We start from the raw sequence: 20,002 nt of genomic DNA, 5'->3' as shown, positions 1-20,002 counted from the left end.
CTGGTGGTTGGACGAGATTTGAGCACCCCAATAATCAGTAGCAACAGGCAAAAAAACCCACTCACAGCCCAGACTACGCCCTGCGGTAATCCCGACAGGGCTGGTAAGGCCAGCCAAGCTAAAGTCAGGTGCAACAACTGAAGCGCCAGGGTCAGCCCGCTAAGTTGCACCAAGCCCCACCGGCGCAAGGCCAAAGGTGACCTCGAATCTACTAACTCCACCCAATAAAGTTTCATACATTGCGATTACGCCAATCGGGTTTCCCTCGAACACTTACCGGGCACGGCCAGTGTTTCGCCTGTTCATCTAAGGACGACGCTTTTTTCGCTGAACGTAGTGAGGGGATCCACTCGAGCGATTCCCACGAATACCCAGAACAACGCTTTGTTTTGTGCTGGGTAAGCTGCGCTGCTCGGGGGTGCAGCGTAATTGTGGGAAGCGCGATAGACTTCACAAAAATGTACCCCTAATGGGTTGAGTGATCATCTTTGTGAAGCCGGTATTACCCGACGTGCCAACCACTGCCAAGCCAAAGCCATGCCTAAAACGGCGATTCCGATGATTTCGGTGTTGGGGTTGTTGGGCATCAGTGTGAGTGCTGCCACCAGGTACAAAAGCCGCTGGGGCCAGTTGGCCTTCCCCAATAGATATCCCAGGGTGGCTGCTGAGAAGGCTGTAAGCCCCAACAGGGCGGTTGTAATGATGCGTCCACCCTCGAGTACACTCTCCACCCCAATCATCAGCAAACCCGGGTTGAAGAAGACCATGTAGGCCAGCAGGGCGGTTCGCAGCTCGTAGACGAAGCCCTGCACACCAGTTCTAAAGGGGTCGCCCTTGGCGATGGCCGAGGCCGCATAGGCCGCCAGGGCCACCGGCGGGGTCGAGTCGGCCATGATGCCAAAGTAAAAGGCAAACATATGGGCCACAATTTTCAGGATGGGCACCTCTATGCCCGAGAAGGTCAGGGAGCCATAGTCAATGCCGTTTTCCTCAGCAATTTTGGTAATCACCGGAACCACCAGGCTGGCCATCACCACGTAGTTGGCGGTGGTGGGAAGACCCATGCCCAGCACCAGACTGATGAGCTGGGCCAGGAACAAAGCCACCAGCAGGTTGTTCCCCGAAAGGGTTTGCAGCAGGTCGGTCAGACCAAACCCGATGTTGGTGATGAGCACCACCGCAATGATGATGCCGGCCAGGCCGGTGGCAATGGCAATGCCCACCATGTTGCGGGCCCCGTTGGCAAATCCCTCAACGACAATTTGAGCAAACGAGCGTAGGCCGCTGCCAACCCCTCGTCCCGAGCGGATAGCCAGGTAAAGTTCTTGCAACAAAGCCACCCCAATCATCAAGAAGATGGTGTTGAGGGCGGCCCGCTCGGGTGACAGCTCGATAATGAGCAGGGCGTACAGCAAATAAGCCAGAGGAAAAACGTAGTGCACTCCAGCCCGGAAGGTGGGCCAGAACTTGGGTAGCTCGTCCTTGGGCAGCCCCTTGAGACCCAGCTTGACCGCCTCCAAATCCACCAGAATGAACAACGTGGTGTAGGCCAGCAAAGCCGGCACAATGGCCATCAGTACCAAGGACGAGTAGGGCACACCCAGAAAGTCAGCCATGATAAAAGCCGCCGCCCCCATCACGGGGGGCATGAGCTGCCCGTTGGAGCTGGCCGCCACCTCCACCGCCCCGGCTTTCTCGGCAGAATACCCCGCCCGGCGCATGGCCGGGATGGTGAAGGTTCCGCTGGTGACCACATTGGAGATGGAAGAGCCCGAGACCACCCCGGTGAGCGCCGAGGAGACAATCGAAGCCTTGGCCGGCCCGCCCCGCACCCCGCCCAAAATGCTGAAAGCCAGGTCGGTAAACCATTTGCCGGCCCCGGCCCGCTCGAGGATGGCCCCAAACAGCACAAACACAAACACCGTTCGGGCCGCCACCCCAATGGGCGTACCCCAGATGCTATCTGAGGCGTTCATAAAGAGCTGGCTCACCAACGAGCGCCACTGCACCCCTGCGTGGAGCTGGCCCAAGGCACCAGGCAACTGTCCCTGGAAGAGCCCCTGGGGCCCGGTGAGGGCAAACAGCATAAACACAACGGTGATGATGGGCATGGCCGGCCCCAGCGAGCGCCAGCCTGCCAGCAGCAGCATCAGAATGGTGACACTTCCCACCACCAGGTCGGTCTGGTTGGCCAGCCCACCCCGGATCTCGATCATCTCCTTGTACTGCCACATCACATAGCCTGCCGAAAGGGTTGCGGTAATGCCCAGCACCCAATCGAACAGAGGAATCCGGTCGCGGCGGCTACGGCGGTTGAAGGGGTAGACCAAAAACACCAGGGCGAAAGCAAAGGCCAGGTGGGCTGCTCGGAAGAACAATTGATCCAGCGAACCTATCCAGGTAGCCCAGACCTGGAACACGCTCCAACCCACCGCCAGTCCCAGAATGATCCAGCGGGACCAGTCGGTTGGTTTTCGCCCCCCTAGCTCGGTCTCCTCAACCAAGCGGGTCGCTTCAACCTCCGGCTTATTGTTATGCATCATAACCTCCATTAAGGCCTATATGCCGCACGCTATTGGACTCGAGCAGGGCGCACCTCCCTGGCTCATAAGCTGGCATAGTTTTACACCCAAAAGCCCACAACGTCCATTTTGCCCCGCAAAAAGTAAGGCCGACTCGATGGTCGGCCCGGACAGGTTCAAGAAATTAGCGGATGATGCGCTTTTCACGGTAGTAGCGCTCGGCGCCGGGGTGCAGGGGAATCGGCAGGTTACGAGCGGCCAGGTTTACATTGAAAAAGCGCTGCAGGTTGGGATGAATGGACTTGAACTCGGGGCTATCGAAGGTAGCCTTGAGCATGTTGTACACCACGTCGGCGCTCAGGCTCTCGGCCGCAATCCACATCGAGAGCACCGCCACCGATGGGGTGGTCACATCCACACCACGGTAGGTTTCACCCGGGATGTTGAAGGCGCGGTAGAAGGGGTACTTTTTGGCCAGTTCCTGTACACGCCTGGCCTCAACCTCCACAAGCTGAACACGCAAGGTCTGGGCCGCCTGGCTAATCACCGAAGCCCCCAGGCCCCCGGTGAAGAAGAAAGCGTCGGCACGGCCGTCTTGCATCAGGGCCAGGGCGTTGTTGGGGTTGACCCGGATGGCTTCGCGCAGGTCGTTGAGACCCAAACCATAGGCCTCGAGCACCTGGCGGGCGTTTTGCTCGGTTCCTGAACCCACGTCGCCAATCACCACCCGTTTGCCCTTGAGGTCGGCGATAGTGTTGATACCAGCCCCAGCGCGGGCCACCACATGCACCACTTCAGGGTAGAGGATGCCCACCGCACGGATGTTCTTTACCGGCTTACCATCAAAAGCAGCGATACCCGTGCCGTTGAACGCATAGAACGCGATGTCGTTCTGAGCTAGACCCATCTGAAGCTCGCCCGAAGCAATAGCGTTGATGTTGAAGACCGATCCGCCCGTCGAGCGAGCGTTGGCCCTTACACCGATATTGGCATCGTTGACCAGCCGTGCAATCCCAGTAGCAACAGGAAAATATACCCCGGTTGTACCCCCAGAGCCGATGGTAACGAAGGTTTGTGCAAAGGCGGATCCCGCCAGTGCAAGTGAGGCCAATAGCAACAGCGTCTTTTTCATTTGAGTCTCCTCCTTGAGCTAACCGGGTTGATTATTCCCCAGTGTTAGGGCGACGTCAACCTCCCATGCCAAGTTAATGAACAATGCGGTAAGTTGAAGTGTGCCGAGATTACATATCGAGAAGCTGGTTGCGGGCGGACTGGGGCTGGCTCGGACATCTATGGGAACCGCCCTGGTACGGGGTGGGTTGCCCGGCGAAACCGTGGAGGCCGAGCTGTGGAAGCGCAAAAACCACCTCGAGGGCCGCGTGACAAAGGTTTTAGAGGCCCATCCCAAGCGTTACCTCAAGGCGTTACCCCCCTCGGCAGACCTGCCGCTGGAATACCCGGAGCAGTTGCCGATCAAGCAGGGCTTGGTGGAGGAATCGCTCGAGCGCATCGCCAAGCTGAGTTTTCAGGTATTCCCTATTCAAGCCTCACCAGCCTATGGCCTAGAGGCCGGTCTCCACTACCGCACCGCCGCCCAATACGCGCTGCACCCCCTGGGCGGCCTGGCCTACCGCCAGCCCCAGTCCAACCAACTCACGCGCCTGATCCACGACCCCCTCATTGCCGAACCGCTACAAACCGCGTTTGAGCTGCTCTCGGGCTGGCCGTTGTCGAGCCTCGAGGAAATTGTGCTGCGTGGCTCGCTTTACGAGCATAAAGTCCAGGTCGGTCTGATTGGCGGACAGGCCGGTTTTTTCAAGAGAACTGCCCAAGCACTGTTACAAGAAGGAATTGCCGGCGTGGTCTGGGGTGAGCCAAGCCCCAAGGGGCGCTTCCGGGGCCGCGTTCAACACCTGGCAGGCGCATATGACCTCCTGGAGGCATTTGGCGAGGTGCTGTTCACCATCAATGTGCAAAGTTTTGCCCAGGTCAATCCAAAGGCGGCTGGGCTGCTCTTTCGCGAGGCCACCCAAATTGCCGGTTCGGGACGCAAGGCCGTGGAGCTGTACGCCGGAAGTGGCGTGCTGAGCCTGCACCTCGCACCCTATTTTGAGGAGATCGTGGCCATCGAAATCAACCGCAACGCGGTCAAACGGGGTGAGGCCAACCGGGATCGCCTGGGGGCAAACAACCTGGTTTTCAAACAAGACGACGCCCGGGTACTCGCCCGGCATCTGCCCGCCGATCTGGTCGCGGTGGATCCGCCCAGGGCCGGCCTTTCCCCCGAAGTCTTGGGGAGTTTGATAGAAGGTCAACCAGCCCAGATTCTCTACATCGCCTGCGACCCGGCCACCTGGGCCAGGGATGTGGGCAGGCTTGTTCAGGCTGGCTATCAGCTATCCTTCGTCCGGCCCTACGATTTTTACCCCTTTACCCACCATGTTGAAATTCTCAGCCTGCTGTCGAGATAGCCCAGACCCCAGCGGAGCCTTGAACCCTTGCGCTTTGCCTTTCAATCCCTGACAATCAGCTTCGTGCTAGCCAAGCGGATTATCCCTTGCCTTGATATCCACGCCGGGCGCGTGGTCAAGGGCATCAACTTCGTGAACCTGCGGGATGCCGGAGACCCCGTGGAATCGGCCAAGGCCTACGATATGGCCGGTGCCGATGAACTGGTTTTTCTGGACATCACGGCCACCCACGAGGAGCGGGGCATCCTGCTCGATATTGCCACCCAGGTCGCTGAGCAGGTTTTTATCCCCTTTACGGTGGGCGGGGGGGTGCGGAGCCTCGAGGATGCCAGAACCTTGTTGCTGGCCGGGGCCGACAAGGTTTCGGTAAATTCGGCGGCGGTCAAGCGCCCCGAGCTTATACGGGAGTTATCGGATCATTTTGGCAACCAGGCGGTGGTGCTGGCCATTGATGCCCGAAAAAAGGGGGATTCCTGGGAGGTATACGTGTCCGGCGGACGTACCCCCACCGGGCTGGATGCGCTCAGGTGGGCCGAGCAGGGGGCCCAACTGGGCGCTGGAGAAATTCTGCTGACCAGCATGGATGCCGACGGCACCAAGGCAGGCTTCGATATCGAGTTGTGCCGGGCTGTTTCACAGAGGGTAGGAATTCCCGTCATTGCCTCGGGGGGTGCTGGAAGCAAGGAACACTTCACCCGGGTTTTGCAAGACGGCGTGGCCGATGCTGCCCTGGCCGCCAGTGTTTTTCACTTTGGCGAGATTCCCATCCCGGAACTCAAGCGCTACCTAGCCCAGCAGGGCCTTCCCATGCGAATTGAGCCACCCCTTCCTGCCCGATGAAAAGTGGTTGCGTTTCACCCCCTATCCCCGGAAAATGTGAGCTGCACGGATATGAACCTTGATTCAGTTAATTTCGATGCCCAGGGCCTCGTTCCTGTGATTGTGCAAGACGCGCGCAGCGGCCAGGTGCTGACCCTGGCCTATGCCAACCGCCAGGCCCTGGAAAACACCTTACAAACCCGGCAGAGCACCTTTTGGAGCCGCAGTCGGGGTGAGCTCTGGGTCAAAGGCCTGACTTCTGGGAACATCCAAGAAGTAGTCGAAGTAACCCTGGACTGCGACCAGGACGCTGTTTTGTATAAAGTAATCCCACACGGCCCGGCCTGCCATACCGGCGCCGAGAGCTGCTTCCATTATTCGGTCAGCCCTCCCTCCGGCCACCCCCCCCTGGGCGAGGTGCTGGAGAAGGTCTACCGCACCATCCTGGAGCGCCTGGAAACACTTCCCGAGGGCTCTTACGTTGCCAAAATGCACCAAGCAGGCCTGGATCGGGTGCTCAAAAAAATCGGCGAGGAAGCCGGCGAGGTGATTATTGCGGCTAAAAATGCCAATCGGGAGGAGCTTGCGTGGGAAGCCTCGGATTTGCTCTTTCATCTGTTGTTTACCCTTGCCGAGCAAGGTCTGACACCCGCCGACCTCGCTCGAACCCTCTGGAGCCGGCACAAACCCAGACCGTAGTAATTTTGCAGAAACCATTGCAAAGCGCCTCGAGCCTGGAAGCACTACCAAGCCTTGCCGCCTCACAAACCTTGGTAAGCTCTGAACATGGAACTCGAGACGGAAATGGACATCGAGCGACTGCTGGTGCTCGAGATCGCCCGCGTCACCGAACAGGCCGCGTTGGCCGCAAGCCGGCTGGCCGGAATGGGCAAAAAAGACGAGGTGGACGGAGCCGGAACCGAGGCCATGCGCGAGGTTCTCTCGGAGCTGCCCATCCAGGGACGGGTGGTCATCGGCGAGGGGGAGATGGATGAGGCCCCCATGCTCTACATCGGCGAGATTCTTGGCCGCGGGGGGCCCGAGGTGGACATCGCAGTAGACCCGGTAGAGGGCACCACCATCACGGCCAAAGGGCTTCCCAACGCCATCACCGTCATTGCCATCAGCGAAAAAGGGGGGCTCTTGGGAGCTCCCGATATGTATATGCAAAAGCTGGTGGTGGGGCCACCGGCAGCCGGTAAGGTCAGCCTGGACTTTCCGGTGGAAGCCAACCTGCGCATCATCGCCGACTCCCTTCAGCGCAAAGTGGAGGATCTGGTGGTGGTCATTCTAGATCGGCCCCGCCACGAAAAACTGATCCGGGAGGTGCGCGAAGCGGGGGCCAGGGTCAAGCTCATTACAGATGGGGATGTGGTGGCGGCCGTTTCGGTAGCGATTCGGGGAACCGGGGTTCATGCCATGATGGGCAGCGGGGGTGCGCCCGAAGGGGTGTTGGCCGCAGCGGCTCTGAAGTGCATGGGTGGTGAGATTCAGGGGCGTTTTCTACCCGATAGTGAGGCCCAGCTCGAGCGTCTCAAGACCATGGGGGCCAACGAAAAGAAGATTTACCGTACCAACGACCTCGCCCCCGGTCAGCAGATCGTATTTTCAGCCACCGGCATCACCCACGGGGAACTGCTCGAGGGTGTGCGCTACTTTGGGGGCGGGGCTCGTACCCACTCCATTGTGATGGGCTACAAAACCAAGGTGGTGCGTTTTATAGACTCAATTCATCTATTTGAAAGTGGGGCGCGGGTTAATATTCGGGTATAAGGCGACACAAGCAAGAGGGTGCTCCAAATGTCCGAACTCCTCCAACCCGCGCCAACACCGGGCGCTAGGAAAAGGGCGGGAGCAGCCACTGCTGGTTTAGTGGCTAGTGACCTCAGTGTAAACCTCATCTGGTTAGCCAGGAGACCGCCCAGGTTTCATATCACCGCTCCCATACTCACATTACCCTTTCTGCTTATGACTGGTACCAGATTCGGTTCGTTCGTCACCGAAGGGTCGCGAACGAACCCGACCGAATTTATCCGCGTAGCGGAGGGCGATACCGCCCCTTGGAACGGGAGACTCAAAACTTGCACCTAAGAATTCCCTGCAGGAATCCTCAAACTCCAAACACTGAACATCTGTCATTCCGACGAAGGAGGAATCTGATACTGCACGAAAACAGGCAATTCCCTTGACCGCACCCTAACAGATTCCTCGGCCAACTCCGCCTCGGAATGACGGATCCTTTTTGCATGACGTTCCACCTCTCGCACGGTTTTGTAAAACTGCAAGTTCTGAGGATACGCTTTCTTCGCCGAGCAGAGCGAGGGGTGTGCTCTGCTTTGATCAGCTTAGCAACCGTAGGATTCAAAAAGAAAGCCTCGTAAGGTTCTTTGTTGGAAGATTATCTTTTTTGAATCCGATATGATTCAACAAGTGAAAGGAACCCTCGGACACACCCCTCACTCACAGAGTTGTAACCCTCTTTCCCTCTGACCTATGGCTTTTCACACTCTTTTGATGGTGGGTAGTTAGGCTTTCAAACAAGCTTCAGCCAACCGAGTAAACTGGGGCTAGGAGACTGCCATGAACCTGGGAATGACTGAAATTTTGATTATCTTGCTGATCGCCTTGCTGCTGTTTGGTCCACGCAAGTTGCCCGAGTTGGGGCGCAGCCTGGGCCAGAGCATCCGCGAATTCCAGCGGGGGGCCAAGAGCATCCGCGAGGAGTTTGAAAAAGCTGCCGATGTGAAGGAGTTCAGGGAGATCAAAGAGGAAATTAGCAAGCCCCTCGAGGAGATCAAAAAACCGCTCGAGGTCAAAGAGGAAAGCAAATCCTGATGGGGTTGAGTATGCGAGAAGCCCCTTTGATGGAACACCTGGAAGAGCTGCGCAACCGCCTGATCTGGGCCATCGTGGCCTGGGGGGTGATGACGGCAGTGGCCTTCACCTTCCGCGTGCAAATCCTCGAGGCCCTTCGGCGTCCATTGGATGCCTACAATGCCAGTGCTTCCTTGAAAGCCGAGCTCATCGTTCTAAACATCACCGAACCCTTCCTTACCGCTTTCAAAGTTGCGGCCTTCGGAGGCCTGGCTTTGGCTTTACCTTTTATCGTTTATCAGATTTGGGCCTTCATTGCACCGGGTTTGTACGCCCACGAGCGGCGGCTGGCCATCCCCTTCTTGCTGGGCGCGGGGTTCAGCTTTGGCCTGGGAGCAGTTTTTGCCTACTTTGTGTTGTTGCCCTTTGCGGTTCCTTTCCTGCTAGGCTTCTTGGGGGATGTGGTCACCCCGCAAATTTCCATCGGGATGTATATGGGCCAGATTCTTACGTTCCTGGGTTTGATGGGGATTTTGTTCGAGATGCCGGTGGTGAGTTACCTATTGGCTCGGCTTGGCTTCATTACCAGCCGCTTTCTAATCAATAACTGGCGCATTGCAGTGGTTCTGCTGGTTTCACTCGCAGCCCTCATTACGCCGACGGTGGATGTGGTCAACCTGAGCCTGGTCTCGGTGCCCCTGATGGTGTTGTACGGGATTTCAATTCTCCTAGTCAGGTGGGCTGAGCGCAGTCGTCCAAAAGAAGTTGAAGCCAGCGCTACATGAAAATAATGTTTTATGGCTTCAGCCAGTACCGCTCATAGAACTTGCATCTCGAACCCTACTCAATTCCCGTGACTTGCGTTGCACCCTAAATCTTGGTATACCATTGAGTTCATGGATCAGCGAATCGCAGACCTGCGTAAGGATGTAGACCGTATCAACCGCGAACTGCTCCAGCTGCTCTCCGAGCGGGGCAAGCTGGTGAGTGAAATTGGGCGCGTTCAGACCGAGCTTGGCCTCGCGCACTACGACCCCAAACGCGAAGATGAGATGCTGGCCTACCTTACCTCAGAAAACCCTGGCCCTTACCCTGCCGAGACCATCCGGCGGCTCTTCAAAGAAATTTTCAAGGCTTCGCTCGACCTCGAGGAACAGCAGGATAAGCAAAAGTTTCTGTACTCCCGCCAGGTCAAGCCCGACGACACCACCGTCCAGGTGGGCGAGGTGGTTTTTGGAAAGGGCAAGGTGATTGTGGCTGGGCCTTGCTCGATTGAGTCTGAAGAGCAGATGTTCTCTACCGCCAAGTATCTGGCGGGCTACGGCATTAAGGTGCTGCGCGGAGGAGCTTACAAACCCCGCACCTCGCCTTATGGTTTTCAAGGGATGGGCGAACCTGGCCTCAAGCTGGGCCGCCAGGCTGCCGACGCCCACGATATGGTGTTTGTTACCGAGGTGATGGATACCCGCGATGTGGAGCTGGTGGCCCAGTACGCCGACATTCTGCAGGTGGGCACCCGCAACGCCCAAAATTTCGCCCTGCTGCGCGAGGTGGGTAAGGCCAACAAACCGGTTTTGCTCAAGCGTGGCTTTGCCCAGACCATCGAGGAATGGTTCTACAGCGCCGAATATATCCTTTCTCAAGGCAATGGCGAGGTGATTCTGTGTGAGCGGGGTATCCGCACCTACGAAAAATGGACCCGCAACACCCTCGATCTCTCCGCCGCCATCCTGGCCAAGCAACTCACCCACCTGCCGGTGATTGTGGACGTGACCCACGCCGCCGGACGACGCGACCTGCTGGCCCCGTTGGCCAGGGCCGCGCTGGCCGCCGGACTCGACGGGGTACACATCGAGGTGCACCCCAACCCTAAGGTGGCCCTTTCGGACAACGAGCAGCAACTGGACTTCGCACAGTTTGATCAGTTCACGAAAGCCATCGAGGACCTGATGCCCAAGGAAGCCTCGAGGGTCTAGGCGGGCAATTGTTGATCGTAACCCGACCCCCAACCCCACTACCCTGTAGGCTTTGAGCTGTGGGACTCTTCGATAACCTTGTTGGCGCCTTTCTAAAACTGACCGACCCCACCCCGGAGTACACCGGGCCACGCTGCCTGCTCGAGCGTAACAGCGTGGGGGGATGTGACAAATGCCAGCAAGCCTGCCCGCATGAGGCCATCAACCTCCAAAGCTTCACGGTGGAAATTGACGAGGTCAAGTGCACCAGTTGTGGCCTTTGCACGGCGGTTTGCCCAGGCATCGCGCTGGAGTTCCCTCTGGGGCCGATACAGGAAAAGCTACACCGGGGGCAGGGCCAGATCCGTTGCTCCAAAGCCCCTGGAGCAGGTGACGAAATTCACTGTCTGGGACAACTAACACCGGGTGTTTTGGCGGAAGCGGGCTCACGCTTTGGGGTGCTCACCCTAGCCCATGGCGACTGCGCAAACTGTAAGATTGGCGGCCCTACCATCCCGGAAAGGGTACAGTGGGCGGCGCAAGAGGCAAGGAAGTATTTTCCTGGAATGCAAGTGCATTTACAGCAGGATGCACTCCGCGGGGCCGAGGTGGGCCGTCGGGAGTTCTTTGGTGCTATGTTCGGTGGGGCCAAGCGTTCCGCGGCAGAACTGGTACCCAACTTACCTTTACCCCAAACTGAATCGTACGAAGACCGGCGTTCTGACCGTCCTGCGGAGCTGCGCCTGAGGAAGGTGGCGGCCCACCGTGCGGAGGTTGTGCATTGGCCCCGTATTGCAGTGGCTGAGGGGTGTACCCTATGTCCGGTTTGTACCAATGTGTGCCCCACCAAGGCGGTTGAGCGTGAGCGCGAGGCCGTAGAGGGTTTAAGTGAAGAGTATGTGCTAAAACTGAACGTCTCGGCTTGCACCGGGTGTGGGGCTTGTGTAGAAAGCTGCCCACCACAGGTGATTTCGCTGGTGGAAGCCAGCCGTGACGAGGTGTTTGACCAGGCCCTCGAGCTCTTTCGGGGCACACCCCCCTGGTACGATCTTTAGAGGTTCTTATACGCATTCCGGCAGTATCGTTCACTTTTGAAAGCCTAAACGATACTGCCGAAATGCTTTTCTACTCCCTTCGGTCGGCTTGAATCCTTCACCTTTGACTACGCATGGCGGTGAAGGATTCAAGCGGAAACGGTATTAGCACCTCCTAAGTTCCGTGTCACGTTTCCATCCGGCCCATCTACAAACCAGCCTGCTCATTGCCAAGGACGCGAAAGGCAACCGGTTTGGAAAGTACCAAGGCGGTGGTGGTCGTGCCGTATACACCCAGTTTCTGGTTGAGCATTTGCTCGAGCTCCTGCACGGAACGAAACACGGCCCGAATCAGGTAGCCATCGCGGCCCGTCAGGTTCCAGAACTCGAGCACGTTAGGTAGCTGAGAAATATAGCGAATGGCTGCATCGTGGTTGCTGTGGGTTACCTCGGCCCGAATGAAGACCTCGAGGGTGTAGCCCACTTTGCTTGGATCTATATCAGCCCGAAAGCCCCGGATAATCCCGGCTTCTTCCATCCGGCGCACCCGCTCAGCAACGGCAGGGGCCGACAACCCCACCTGTCGGCCGATCTCACTAAAGGGCAAGCGAGCATTTTGTTGAAGTAGCACGAGGATTTTCCAGGAAGTTTGGTCAAGATATTTTGATTCAATGGTCACAAGCTTATATTACTTTACTTTTAATCAATTACAGCCCTCTTTTTTTTCGATAAATCATTTTCATAAGCAAATATGCCCACTACCATAAAGATATTGGCTCCAGGCGAGCCAGTCGGGGAGAACAATATGAAACATGCCCTCAATGCGAAACATCTGGAGCAAAGCGCCCTTACCGCCCTCACCCTGTTTGCACAAAAGCAAGGAACCCACCTGGATTGGTTGATAGACCGGCATTTTGTAACTGAGCACCTGACTCCAACCTTGCTATACCGCTTGCGAGCCCACCTCCCCATCAAGGCCAACGAACTTGTAGAGTTGTGGGCGCTACACCTGGGTTTGTCTGATACTGTGCTGGCAGTTTGGCGACCCCAGCTCGAGCCCTTCTTTGCCGAGTACCTCAAGCTGCTGGCCACTCAGTTGCAGAACCACACCCAAAACCCTCGTCTGCTAAACCACATGCTGATATGTGCGGGTTAGAGTAGCTTCCCTAAAGAACCCTACGCTGTTCGATGGTCTAGCCAGCCTTTGCCCCTGGTAACGCCAACACATATGTCGCATTCTTTTTTGTTTGTGGCGGCAAAATAGCACGGCTGCCTTTATACATGCTGGCAAGTTTGACACAAGACGGCCAGACCCCTAAAATACCGATTGCTGTCCTGCGGGTTTCGCAGTTGCTCAGAGTGCGAACCGTCTGACCGCTCTGCGCTGGGGCATCGTCTAATGGCAGGACAACGGTCTTTGGAACCGTCGGTCGTGGTTCGAGTCCACGTGCCCCAGCCATCAATCCCTCCGGGCCTTGCTCGGAGGGACATTTTTTGGATAGACCTCTTACAAGAACTGTGGCAAATGAGTGCTGCTCTGGCGGAAAGTCTGATACTATGCTAGTTAATATGGCGGAAGCAGTGCAGGTTGATAAAGTGCTGGTCGTCACCTCGAGCCTGACCCTTCGGGCCTTGCTCGAGCTTGCCATTGAAGAGCAGGGCGTCGAAGCCCAGTTTTATGAGAAAGCCCAGGAAGGCTTGGATTTCCTCAAGGCTCATACCCCTCGGGCAATTGTGCTGGACGACGGGATTGAAATTGATCCCTTTTCCATTGCTTCCCGCCTCAAAATGAGCCGCCGCCTGCGGGAAGTGCCGGTAGTGCTCTTTATTGGGGATAGCGACGATCGCACCAAGCTTACTGCCGAATTTGCCCGTGTAGAGCATGTGCTTTCCAAACCTGTCGATCGCAAAGCATTCTCCTCCATCCTGCGAAACCTCCCACAGCATCAACCCGGCGCATAGGCAAAAATGATCGTGAGATCCTTAGGTGAGGCGCTCTTCTTTCGTTCATCAGCCGCCTGCCCAATCAAAAGTCCTCGTTAGGGTCATTCCCCAGCAGAATCGGAATTACAAAAAGTCTAATCTGCGGCTGGTACACTGTGGGACGTGCGCCGACTTTTTCAGGTGGTACGGATTGTTTTTATTGCCGGTATTTTAGGGGCGATTGGGGCCGCGGGGTATGTGGCCTGGCTGCTGCTGCGCGACCTGCCGAGCCTCGAGACCCTCGATGACCTGCGCTTTACGGCCACTTCAACCTTCTACACCCGCGACGGCATTCCCATTGCCGACCTGGCCTCGGTGGAGGATGGGCGGGCCATCGCGCGGCAACTGGTTCGGTTGAGCGAGGTTTCACCGGCTGCTGCCGTGGCAGTGGTGGTTTCGGAGGATCAGCGCTTCTTCAAGCACTACGGCATAGATTTTGTGCGCCTTTTCGGCAGTCTGTACTATTCCCTACGCGGTGACCTGCAGGGAGGCTCGACCATCACCACCCAGGTGGTCAAGAACACCTTGTTGCGCGACCTGGCCTTCGAGCGCCGGAGCATCAGCGGCCTCGAGCGCAAGCTCAAAGAGTTTCCATTGGCAATTCAAATCGAGCGTCGCTACTCCAAAGAGGAAATCCTGGAGATGTACCTCAACGTGGTTCCCTGGGGTGGCAATGCTCAGGGGATTTGGGCCGCTGCCCAGGCGTATTTTGGCAAGGAACCCTCCGAGCTCAACCTGGCCGAAGGGGCTTATCTGGCCATCCTGTTGCCCGCTCCCAACCCCCGCTATCTCGACTATGCTTCTACCCGCCGCCGCATGAAGGTGTTGCTTAGCAACATGGTGACGGAAGGCTGGGTCAGCCAAGCCGATGCCGATGCAGCCTGGCGCTACAAGCTGGTGCCCAAGGGTTGGGAAGTGGCTTACGACGAGGCCGGTAATCTCAAAAGCGCTAAACTTATAGACCCCAGTGTGCGCATAGTGCCCGAGCGCAACGTGCGGCTGGCCCCCTACTTTGTCTTCGAGGTGCAGCGTTATTTGAAGGAGAAAATTGGCTCCGACAAGCTACGCGAACAGGGGGGGCTACGCATCATCACGACCCTCGACCTCAAGATGCAGACCGCCGCCGAGAAGGCTGTGGTGGGCCGCCGCCTACCCGATCTGGCCCAGCTGGCGATGGTGGGCCTCGAGCCCAACTCGGGCGAAGTGCTGGCCATGGTGGGTGCAAGGCCCGGAACCGAGGGTGAATTTAACCGAGCCACCCAGGCCTGGCGCAGCCCCGGCTCTGCCATTAAGCCCTTCACCTACGGGGTTGCGCTGGAAGCCGGCTGGACGCAAGCCACCACCGTGCGCGACTCCCCCGTGGAGTATCCCACCCCGCGCGGTGTCTGGCGTCCCAAAAACTTCGATGGCAAGTTCCTGGATCGTCCGGTCAGCATTCGCTATGCCCTGGACCGCTCGCTCAACCTGCCGGCCATCCGCACCGCCGAGGCCATCGGGGTGCAACGTCTGGGCGACAAGCTGCGGGCGGCAGGTTTTAGGCTGACGGGCAATATGGCGGTGCTGGCCAATTCGATTGGTGGAGGGGCCGATATCACCCCCATGGGGCTGGCAGCGGCCTACTCGAGCTTCGTCAACGGCGGCTACTGGGTGGAGCCACGCTTAGTACTCAGGGTTGAGGATAACAAAGGCCGGATTATCTATCAGCCCGAAACCAAAAAGGTGCTGCTTTGGACGCCGCAAGTGGCCTATCAGATCTGGGACATGCTCAAGGGTTATGTTTACGATGTGCCCCCCGGTTTTCGCAGCAGCCTGGCCGCAGAGGCCCGCATCCCGGGGCGTATTGTAGGTGGCAAAACCGGAACCAGCGACGATGCCATTGACCTATGGTTCGCTGGGGCTTCCAGGGGACTGGCAGCCGCGCTGTGGATTGGGCGCGATGACCACAAGCCCCAGCGCCTTGGGGGCATCGAGCCCAGCAGTTCGCTGGTCAACCCTCCCATCTGGCGTGATTTTGTCGAGCAGGCCCTGCGGGGCCGCCCCGCTGGAGACTTTCCGCAGCCTTCTGGGCTGGTCTTGGCGAATTTCGATCTGCTTACCGGTAACGATAGCTCGAGCGGGGTCGCAGCCCTCTTCCCTGGTCGCCAGGTTCAACGTACCCAGGCGGTGGTACGTGATACCCCGCCTCAACCCACCTACATCGCGCGTCCCGGCCCGGCTATTGCCAATACCAATGCCTACCAAACCATCGCTTTGGATCGGGCTACCAACTGTCTAGCCACGCCCGAAACCCCCACCGAGCGCGTAATATGGCTGCAGGTCTCGAATAACCGAGTCAATGACTATCAATGCAACTAGTGCTCCGGTAACTTAATTCCTGGGATGAATCTGACTCCCCTGATATCTGGGAGTTGCTTTGAGCGCTTCATTTTGGGAACTTCACGGCATATCAATCTTTAACTTACCAAACCACCAGATTCGTAAAGCCTTTTGCGCCGCACCGCGGGGCCGAAGCAATCTAATACACATTTCGGCAGTATCGTTCACTTCGGCAAGCCTAAACGGATACTACCGAAATGCTTTTCTACTCGCTTAGGTCGGCTTGAATCCTTCACCTCTGACTACGTCCAGCGGTGAAGGATTCAAGCGGAAACGGTATAAGTGTCTCCATAGTTGAAATGCGAGATCCGATCCTCAAAGATCAGTGGGGAATTGCGTCAGGTACGCCTTGCCGATTCCGCTGATTTTGCCAATCTACCCTGGCGCAACTTAGTCGGCTTGCAGGGAAGCACGTATTGGGGACAGGATGTTTGCCGCTGATATTTCTTTCGGTTCAGTTTATTCTGAAAACCGATCTACTTTCGCATTCTCGTACGCCCCTTCAGCGTGAATACGAATCGGGCCGAAACACCATAAGGGGGGGCAGCAGTTCCACCGTTACCCAGCTTCCAGGGGTGGGAAGGTTCTGGGCGGACAATACCAGCCGCAAACTGGCATCTCCGCTCGAGCTCTGTACATGAAAAACAAAGAAAAGCGCATCCAGTAAAGCCTCTACCTGACCCGTCATCTGGTAACGCCCGCCACCCAAGTGTTGAACCGAAGCCGCATTTTGGGCGATTTCCCAGCGGTCTACCTGGCCATGAAAAATAAGAGGGGTTTCATTGCCAGAAAAGGGAACCAGGCTACGGTCAAAGGCAAAGAGGGGGCCAAGCGGGGTAAGCACCTCGAGCAAAGGGCTACCCAGCGGCTCAGGGCTTACCGGCCAGGTCTGGGCATACTGCGAAAAGCGTTCCCAGAAATATTCAGGGCTTTCCTCGAGCACAGTGCGGTTTGGGCGGATTACCGAATTCATCAACGACCATCATAAACCTGAAAACCACCATCACCCGTACTCGAAGCACCTCGTACGGTACCGATACTACTGGTGACGGTCCCCAAAGTTGATAAAACAGGCTCTAGGAAGTATTCCGGGGCAGGTCTCTGGCACATTCTCGGAGCAGTGCAATAGCCAACCCAGAACCTATACAGCACATGAGGGGCAAATTCAGAATCCCTTACGCCGCTTGCTGCAACGGGCCAAGAGGCGAAGCTTCCCGTGGGGGCACTCAGAAACCAAGCCCCAACCGTAAAGCGAAACGCCCCGTGGGGTTGACCGCACTAAAGCCATAATCCAAGCGAATCGGCGGAAGGATAGCCCCCAGCAGGTCGAGGTTGATCTGCAAACCGACCCCTGCCCCCAAAAAGAAGGCATCCAGGCCGGGCGGAGCTGGCCACAGACGGCCAAAATCGGTGAACACAAAACCGTAGAGGTTGGTTCCACCGGTAGGGCTCAGGCCAAAGTTGTAGCCATACTCGATGGTGCCATTGAGCACGGTGGTTCCCTTATCGAGAAAACGGGGGTCGTAGCCACGCAGGGTCGTGATGTCGGTACTGTTGCCCCCCAGGCTGAACTTTTGGCTGTCCTGGGCCGTGCCTAGAATGGTCCCGAAAGAAACCCGCAGACCGATGGCCTGGCGGGCCGCCTGATCAAGCTGGAAGTAGTTTCTACCCGTTACCACCACCGGCACGTACTGGGTGACATCGCCTCCCTTGGGGAAGGTAATACCGTAACCGGTATTGAGATTGACCGAAAATCCCTGCGTGGGGAAGGTGGGGTTATTGAGGGTGGTATAGGTAGCCCCCAGGCTCAGGGTGATGGCCTGAAACTCGCGCACGTTCTGCTCGAATCTGCTCTGGGCATCCTGCAGCAAAGCATCGCTGCAAGCGGTGTCCTCGGCCACGGGCGGGTTGGCTTGGTTGCTTGAATCCGGCACCTTCACCAAACACCGCGGACGGTTTGCATCATTCACCTCCAGCAAGGGGATATTCCACTCCCACCCCAGGCCTGCCGAGAGCCGCAGGTTGGGGAAATCGCGGTTAAGGGGGCGGGAGATGGAGAAATTGATGCCCGTTTTGCGCTCGGTGTACTGCCAGACCGAGGTTTTGTCCTTATCGTCAATGACCCCATCTCCGTTCAGGTCTGGGGTTCCTCCGCCGTATTGCTGTTCTATGGGGAAGTTGATGTTGGCCTGGGGCTGGCTGTACAGGTTCACACCAAACGAGGTACGCACCTCCTTGAAATCGGCAAAATCGAGGTAAACCCAGGGAATCCGGTAGGAGGCGCTAAAGGTCAGGAACTGGCCCGCATCGTTGGGGTTGATGCCCAGGGTCACGTTGTACTGATGGGCCAGGCCCCACAAGTTGGTATCGCTGATACCGATGTTGCCCTCCCAACCCGTCAGGCTGCTCCAGGAGATACCTGGGATAAAGCTACCGGTCTGGGCCTCTCTAAAGCTCAGCACGATGATTATGTCCTCTGGCTTTTCGCCCTGTTGGGGCCGCACACCCGGCGGCTCGCGCAACAATCCGGTACGCAGGATATTGGTGATGCCCTGCCTGAGCGAATTTACCGAGAACAAGCTGCCCACCGGAGGCATCTCACGCAAAAACACGCTGGGGTCGGTACGGGTTAGGGCGGGTTCTATACGGTATCCGGCAATGCGCAGTTCACGTAGGCGCTGCACATAAACCCCTTCACGGAAGCTGATGTCAGGCTGGCCCACCAGGTCGAAGCCCGCGTCACGGTATTCACGCAGGACTCGAGCGAAATCTTCGTTGGCCAGCGTGGGATTATACTCGTCGCCTGGTTTGAGGCGGAGCTTGGCGAGCAGTTGTTCGGTAGGGATGACCGTATTACCTTCTATGCGAACCTCGCGGATAGCGCCAAAGCGCTGCTCACCGGCCTGAAAAGTCAGACGCACCCCGTCCTGGCTCACCCGCTCGGGTCTGAACTCAACCACCCGACTGATGCTCCGGGACAAGGCATTTACACCGTCTAAGATTTTATCTACATTGAACGGATCGCCCACCTTGAGGCCCAGAGAGCTGATATCCACCTCTTTGGCGTTAATCTCGACGATCCTAAGCTCGCTAAAAGCCACCTTGAGCACACCCTCAACCAGGCTGGTGCGGAGCAGGTCTACCCCACTACCCCGGAACCCTGCGGAAGCGTACACATCGGCGGTGCGGCCTACGGCATCACGGAAACGATCGAAAGAAAAGCGTCCGTCCTCTACCACCGGTTGGAACAGGGGCTCGAGGCGCTCTTTGGGCACGTAGGTTGCTGTTCCTACCTCTATGGACTTGAGCTCAGGATTCTCCTCGATTTTGAAATTGAGCTCTATTCCCCCAGCCACATCTTTGGCTTCGGGGGTTATCTTGGGCTCGAACGGGAAACCCTCGTTGCGGTAGATCCGGGCCAGCGCAGAGGCCGCCTCGGTCGCCTTCTTGGCGTTGAATACCGAACCGACCCCAATGGCCTGCTCGGTTTCCAGGTAACGCAGCACATTGGCCTCTGGGAAGGCTTTGGAGGACGCGGTAACTTTGGTAATCGCCGGGTTGGTCGTAACCTCCACCACCAGCTTATTGCCCTCCATTCGAACCCTGGCATCGCGAAAATAACCCGTACCCAAAACCGCAGCCCGGGCCTGCTCCAGATCGCCGGGTTCATCGCCAACGCCAAAGGGCAGTGAGATGCGCACGAGTGCGGCCAGCACCGCATCGGTACCTCGCACCTCCACCTCCTCGATGGGGGCCGCCAGGGCCATTCCCAACAACATTACCAGGGGCAACAATCGCTTCATGCTGCCAACCATATGCGAAGCGCGTGAAGTGTGAGTGAGAGCAGATTTTAGCAAACGCCCAATGAAACGCACTCCAACTCCCTTCGGTCGGCTTGAACCCTTCACTTTTAATTACATCAAAAGGTGAAGGGTTCAGGCGGAACCGTTATGACCTGGAGGTTCGGCTGCGACATACCCAGTTTTACAGGGCCATACCGGCTGCGAGAAGCCGAGTACCCTCGACCC

The 20,002-nt window shown here is 57.4% G+C and carries 16 protein-coding genes and 1 tRNA gene; 12 read left to right on the top strand and 5 right to left on the bottom strand.

Annotated elements, in window-relative coordinates; all coding sequences use genetic code 11:
* Window positions 1-482: 482 nt before the first annotated feature.
* Together WKI89_RS13575 and WKI89_RS13570 are read right to left on the bottom strand one after the other, a co-directional pair.
* Window positions 483-2,540 (bottom strand): TRAP transporter permease, encoded by a 2,058-nt coding sequence (locus WKI89_RS13575; protein WP_337870500.1) that lies wholly within the window; start codon window positions 2,538-2,540, stop codon window positions 483-485.
* Window positions 2,541-2,706: 166 nt separating this feature from the next.
* Entirely contained in the window at window positions 2,707-3,654 is a 948-nt protein-coding gene (locus WKI89_RS13570) for a TAXI family TRAP transporter solute-binding subunit (protein ID WP_337870479.1), read from the bottom strand.
* Window positions 3,655-3,814: 160 nt separating this feature from the next.
* Here WKI89_RS13570 and WKI89_RS13565 point away from each other — a divergent pair, with 160 nt between their 5' ends.
* The 8 genes from WKI89_RS13565 (at window position 3,815) to WKI89_RS13530 (ending at window position 11,636) form a co-directional block, all read left to right on the top strand.
* On the top strand, window positions 3,815-4,993 hold the full coding sequence (locus WKI89_RS13565; protein WP_337870499.1) for an RsmD family RNA methyltransferase: 1,179 nt from the start codon (window positions 3,815-3,817) through the stop codon (window positions 4,991-4,993).
* A 63-nt stretch (window positions 4,994-5,056) separates the two neighbouring features.
* Window positions 5,057-5,833 (top strand): imidazole glycerol phosphate synthase subunit HisF, encoded by a 777-nt coding sequence (hisF, locus tag WKI89_RS13560; protein ID WP_337870478.1) that lies wholly within the window; start codon window positions 5,057-5,059, stop codon window positions 5,831-5,833.
* A 51-nt stretch (window positions 5,834-5,884) separates the two neighbouring features.
* Window positions 5,885-6,511, top strand: coding sequence for a bifunctional phosphoribosyl-AMP cyclohydrolase/phosphoribosyl-ATP diphosphatase HisIE (gene hisIE / locus WKI89_RS13555; protein WP_337870477.1), 627 nt, complete (start codon window positions 5,885-5,887; stop codon window positions 6,509-6,511).
* Between the two features lie 105 nt (window positions 6,512-6,616).
* Window positions 6,617-7,585 (top strand): class II fructose-bisphosphatase, encoded by a 969-nt coding sequence (gene glpX / locus WKI89_RS13550; protein ID WP_337870497.1) that lies wholly within the window; start codon window positions 6,617-6,619, stop codon window positions 7,583-7,585.
* 807 nt (window positions 7,586-8,392) lie between these two features.
* Window positions 8,393-8,647 carry a twin-arginine translocase TatA/TatE family subunit gene (locus WKI89_RS13545; RefSeq protein WP_337870475.1) on the top strand — a complete coding sequence of 85 codons (255 nt, stop codon included), beginning with the start codon at window positions 8,393-8,395 and terminating at the stop codon, window positions 8,645-8,647.
* Window positions 8,648-8,658: 11 nt separating this feature from the next.
* Window positions 8,659-9,411 (top strand): twin-arginine translocase subunit TatC, encoded by a 753-nt coding sequence (tatC, locus tag WKI89_RS13540; protein ID WP_337870473.1) that lies wholly within the window; start codon window positions 8,659-8,661, stop codon window positions 9,409-9,411.
* Between the two features lie 111 nt (window positions 9,412-9,522).
* Window positions 9,523-10,602, top strand: coding sequence for a bifunctional 3-deoxy-7-phosphoheptulonate synthase/chorismate mutase (locus WKI89_RS13535; protein WP_337870472.1), 1,080 nt, complete (start codon window positions 9,523-9,525; stop codon window positions 10,600-10,602).
* 59 nt (window positions 10,603-10,661) lie between these two features.
* Window positions 10,662-11,636, top strand: coding sequence for a 4Fe-4S dicluster domain-containing protein (locus tag WKI89_RS13530; RefSeq protein ID WP_337870470.1), 975 nt, complete (start codon window positions 10,662-10,664; stop codon window positions 11,634-11,636).
* 187 nt (window positions 11,637-11,823) lie between these two features.
* Here WKI89_RS13530 and WKI89_RS13525 read toward each other — a convergent pair whose 3' ends face one another.
* Window positions 11,824-12,294 carry an Lrp/AsnC family transcriptional regulator gene (locus WKI89_RS13525; protein ID WP_337870468.1) on the bottom strand — a complete coding sequence of 157 codons (471 nt, stop codon included), beginning with the start codon at window positions 12,292-12,294 and terminating at the stop codon, window positions 11,824-11,826.
* A gap of 126 nt (window positions 12,295-12,420) precedes the next feature.
* On the opposite strand from WKI89_RS13525, the gene WKI89_RS13520 reads away from it, so the two are divergent.
* The 4 genes from WKI89_RS13520 to WKI89_RS13505 all read left to right on the top strand — a co-directional run bounded on the left by WKI89_RS13520 (window position 12,421) and on the right by WKI89_RS13505 (window position 15,953).
* Window positions 12,421-12,771 (top strand): hypothetical protein, encoded by a 351-nt coding sequence (locus tag WKI89_RS13520; protein ID WP_337870466.1) that lies wholly within the window; start codon window positions 12,421-12,423, stop codon window positions 12,769-12,771.
* A 229-nt stretch (window positions 12,772-13,000) separates the two neighbouring features.
* Window positions 13,001-13,074: transfer RNA gene (locus tag WKI89_RS13515), tRNA-Gln, on the top strand.
* Window positions 13,075-13,184: 110 nt separating this feature from the next.
* Window positions 13,185-13,577 (top strand): response regulator, encoded by a 393-nt coding sequence (locus WKI89_RS13510; RefSeq protein WP_337870464.1) that lies wholly within the window; start codon window positions 13,185-13,187, stop codon window positions 13,575-13,577.
* A gap of 144 nt (window positions 13,578-13,721) precedes the next feature.
* Window positions 13,722-15,953 (top strand): transglycosylase domain-containing protein, encoded by a 2,232-nt coding sequence (locus tag WKI89_RS13505; RefSeq protein ID WP_337870462.1) that lies wholly within the window; start codon window positions 13,722-13,724, stop codon window positions 15,951-15,953.
* Between the two features lie 523 nt (window positions 15,954-16,476).
* Here WKI89_RS13505 and WKI89_RS13500 read toward each other — a convergent pair.
* Both WKI89_RS13500 and WKI89_RS13495 read right to left on the bottom strand, forming a co-directional pair.
* Window positions 16,477-16,947: a hypothetical protein gene (locus WKI89_RS13500; RefSeq protein WP_337870461.1), complete on the bottom strand. Its 471-nt coding sequence runs from the start codon at window positions 16,945-16,947 to the stop codon at window positions 16,477-16,479.
* A 253-nt stretch (window positions 16,948-17,200) separates the two neighbouring features.
* Complete coding sequence (locus tag WKI89_RS13495; RefSeq protein WP_337870460.1) at window positions 17,201-19,777, bottom strand: BamA/TamA family outer membrane protein; 2,577 nt, start codon at window positions 19,775-19,777, stop codon at window positions 17,201-17,203.
* Between the last annotated feature and the right edge of the window lie 225 nt (window positions 19,778-20,002).

Origin of the sequence: Meiothermus sp. (assembly GCF_037443965.1) — a bacterium.
Classification (GTDB): Bacteria; Deinococcota; Deinococci; order Deinococcales; family Thermaceae; genus Meiothermus.
Note: the sequence above shows the minus strand (reverse complement) of the source record. Positions and strands in the feature narration are given on the sequence as shown.

What these genes read in the sequence shown, in the direction of transcription:
- WKI89_RS13575 (WP_337870500.1), bottom strand. Translation starts at nt 2,540, where the DNA reads ATGCATAACAATAAGCCGGAGGTTGAAGCGACCCGCTTGGTTGAGGAG.
- WKI89_RS13570 (WP_337870479.1), bottom strand. Translation starts at nt 3,654, where the DNA reads ATGAAAAAGACGCTGTTGCTATTGGCCTCACTTGCACTGGCGGGATCC.
- WKI89_RS13565 (WP_337870499.1), top strand. Translation starts at nt 3,815, where the DNA reads ATGGGAACCGCCCTGGTACGGGGTGGGTTGCCCGGCGAAACCGTGGAG.
- hisIE (WP_337870477.1), top strand. Translation starts at nt 5,885, where the DNA reads ATGAACCTTGATTCAGTTAATTTCGATGCCCAGGGCCTCGTTCCTGTG.
- glpX (WP_337870497.1), top strand. Translation starts at nt 6,617, where the DNA reads ATGGACATCGAGCGACTGCTGGTGCTCGAGATCGCCCGCGTCACCGAA.
- WKI89_RS13545 (WP_337870475.1), top strand. Translation starts at nt 8,393, where the DNA reads ATGAACCTGGGAATGACTGAAATTTTGATTATCTTGCTGATCGCCTTG.
- tatC (WP_337870473.1), top strand. Translation starts at nt 8,659, where the DNA reads ATGCGAGAAGCCCCTTTGATGGAACACCTGGAAGAGCTGCGCAACCGC.
- WKI89_RS13535 (WP_337870472.1), top strand. Translation starts at nt 9,523, where the DNA reads ATGGATCAGCGAATCGCAGACCTGCGTAAGGATGTAGACCGTATCAAC.
- WKI89_RS13520 (WP_337870466.1), top strand. Translation starts at nt 12,421, where the DNA reads ATGAAACATGCCCTCAATGCGAAACATCTGGAGCAAAGCGCCCTTACC.
- WKI89_RS13510 (WP_337870464.1), top strand. Translation starts at nt 13,185, where the DNA reads ATGGCGGAAGCAGTGCAGGTTGATAAAGTGCTGGTCGTCACCTCGAGC.
- WKI89_RS13500 (WP_337870461.1), bottom strand. Translation starts at nt 16,947, where the DNA reads ATGAATTCGGTAATCCGCCCAAACCGCACTGTGCTCGAGGAAAGCCCT.
- WKI89_RS13495 (WP_337870460.1), bottom strand. Translation starts at nt 19,777, where the DNA reads ATGAAGCGATTGTTGCCCCTGGTAATGTTGTTGGGAATGGCCCTGGCG.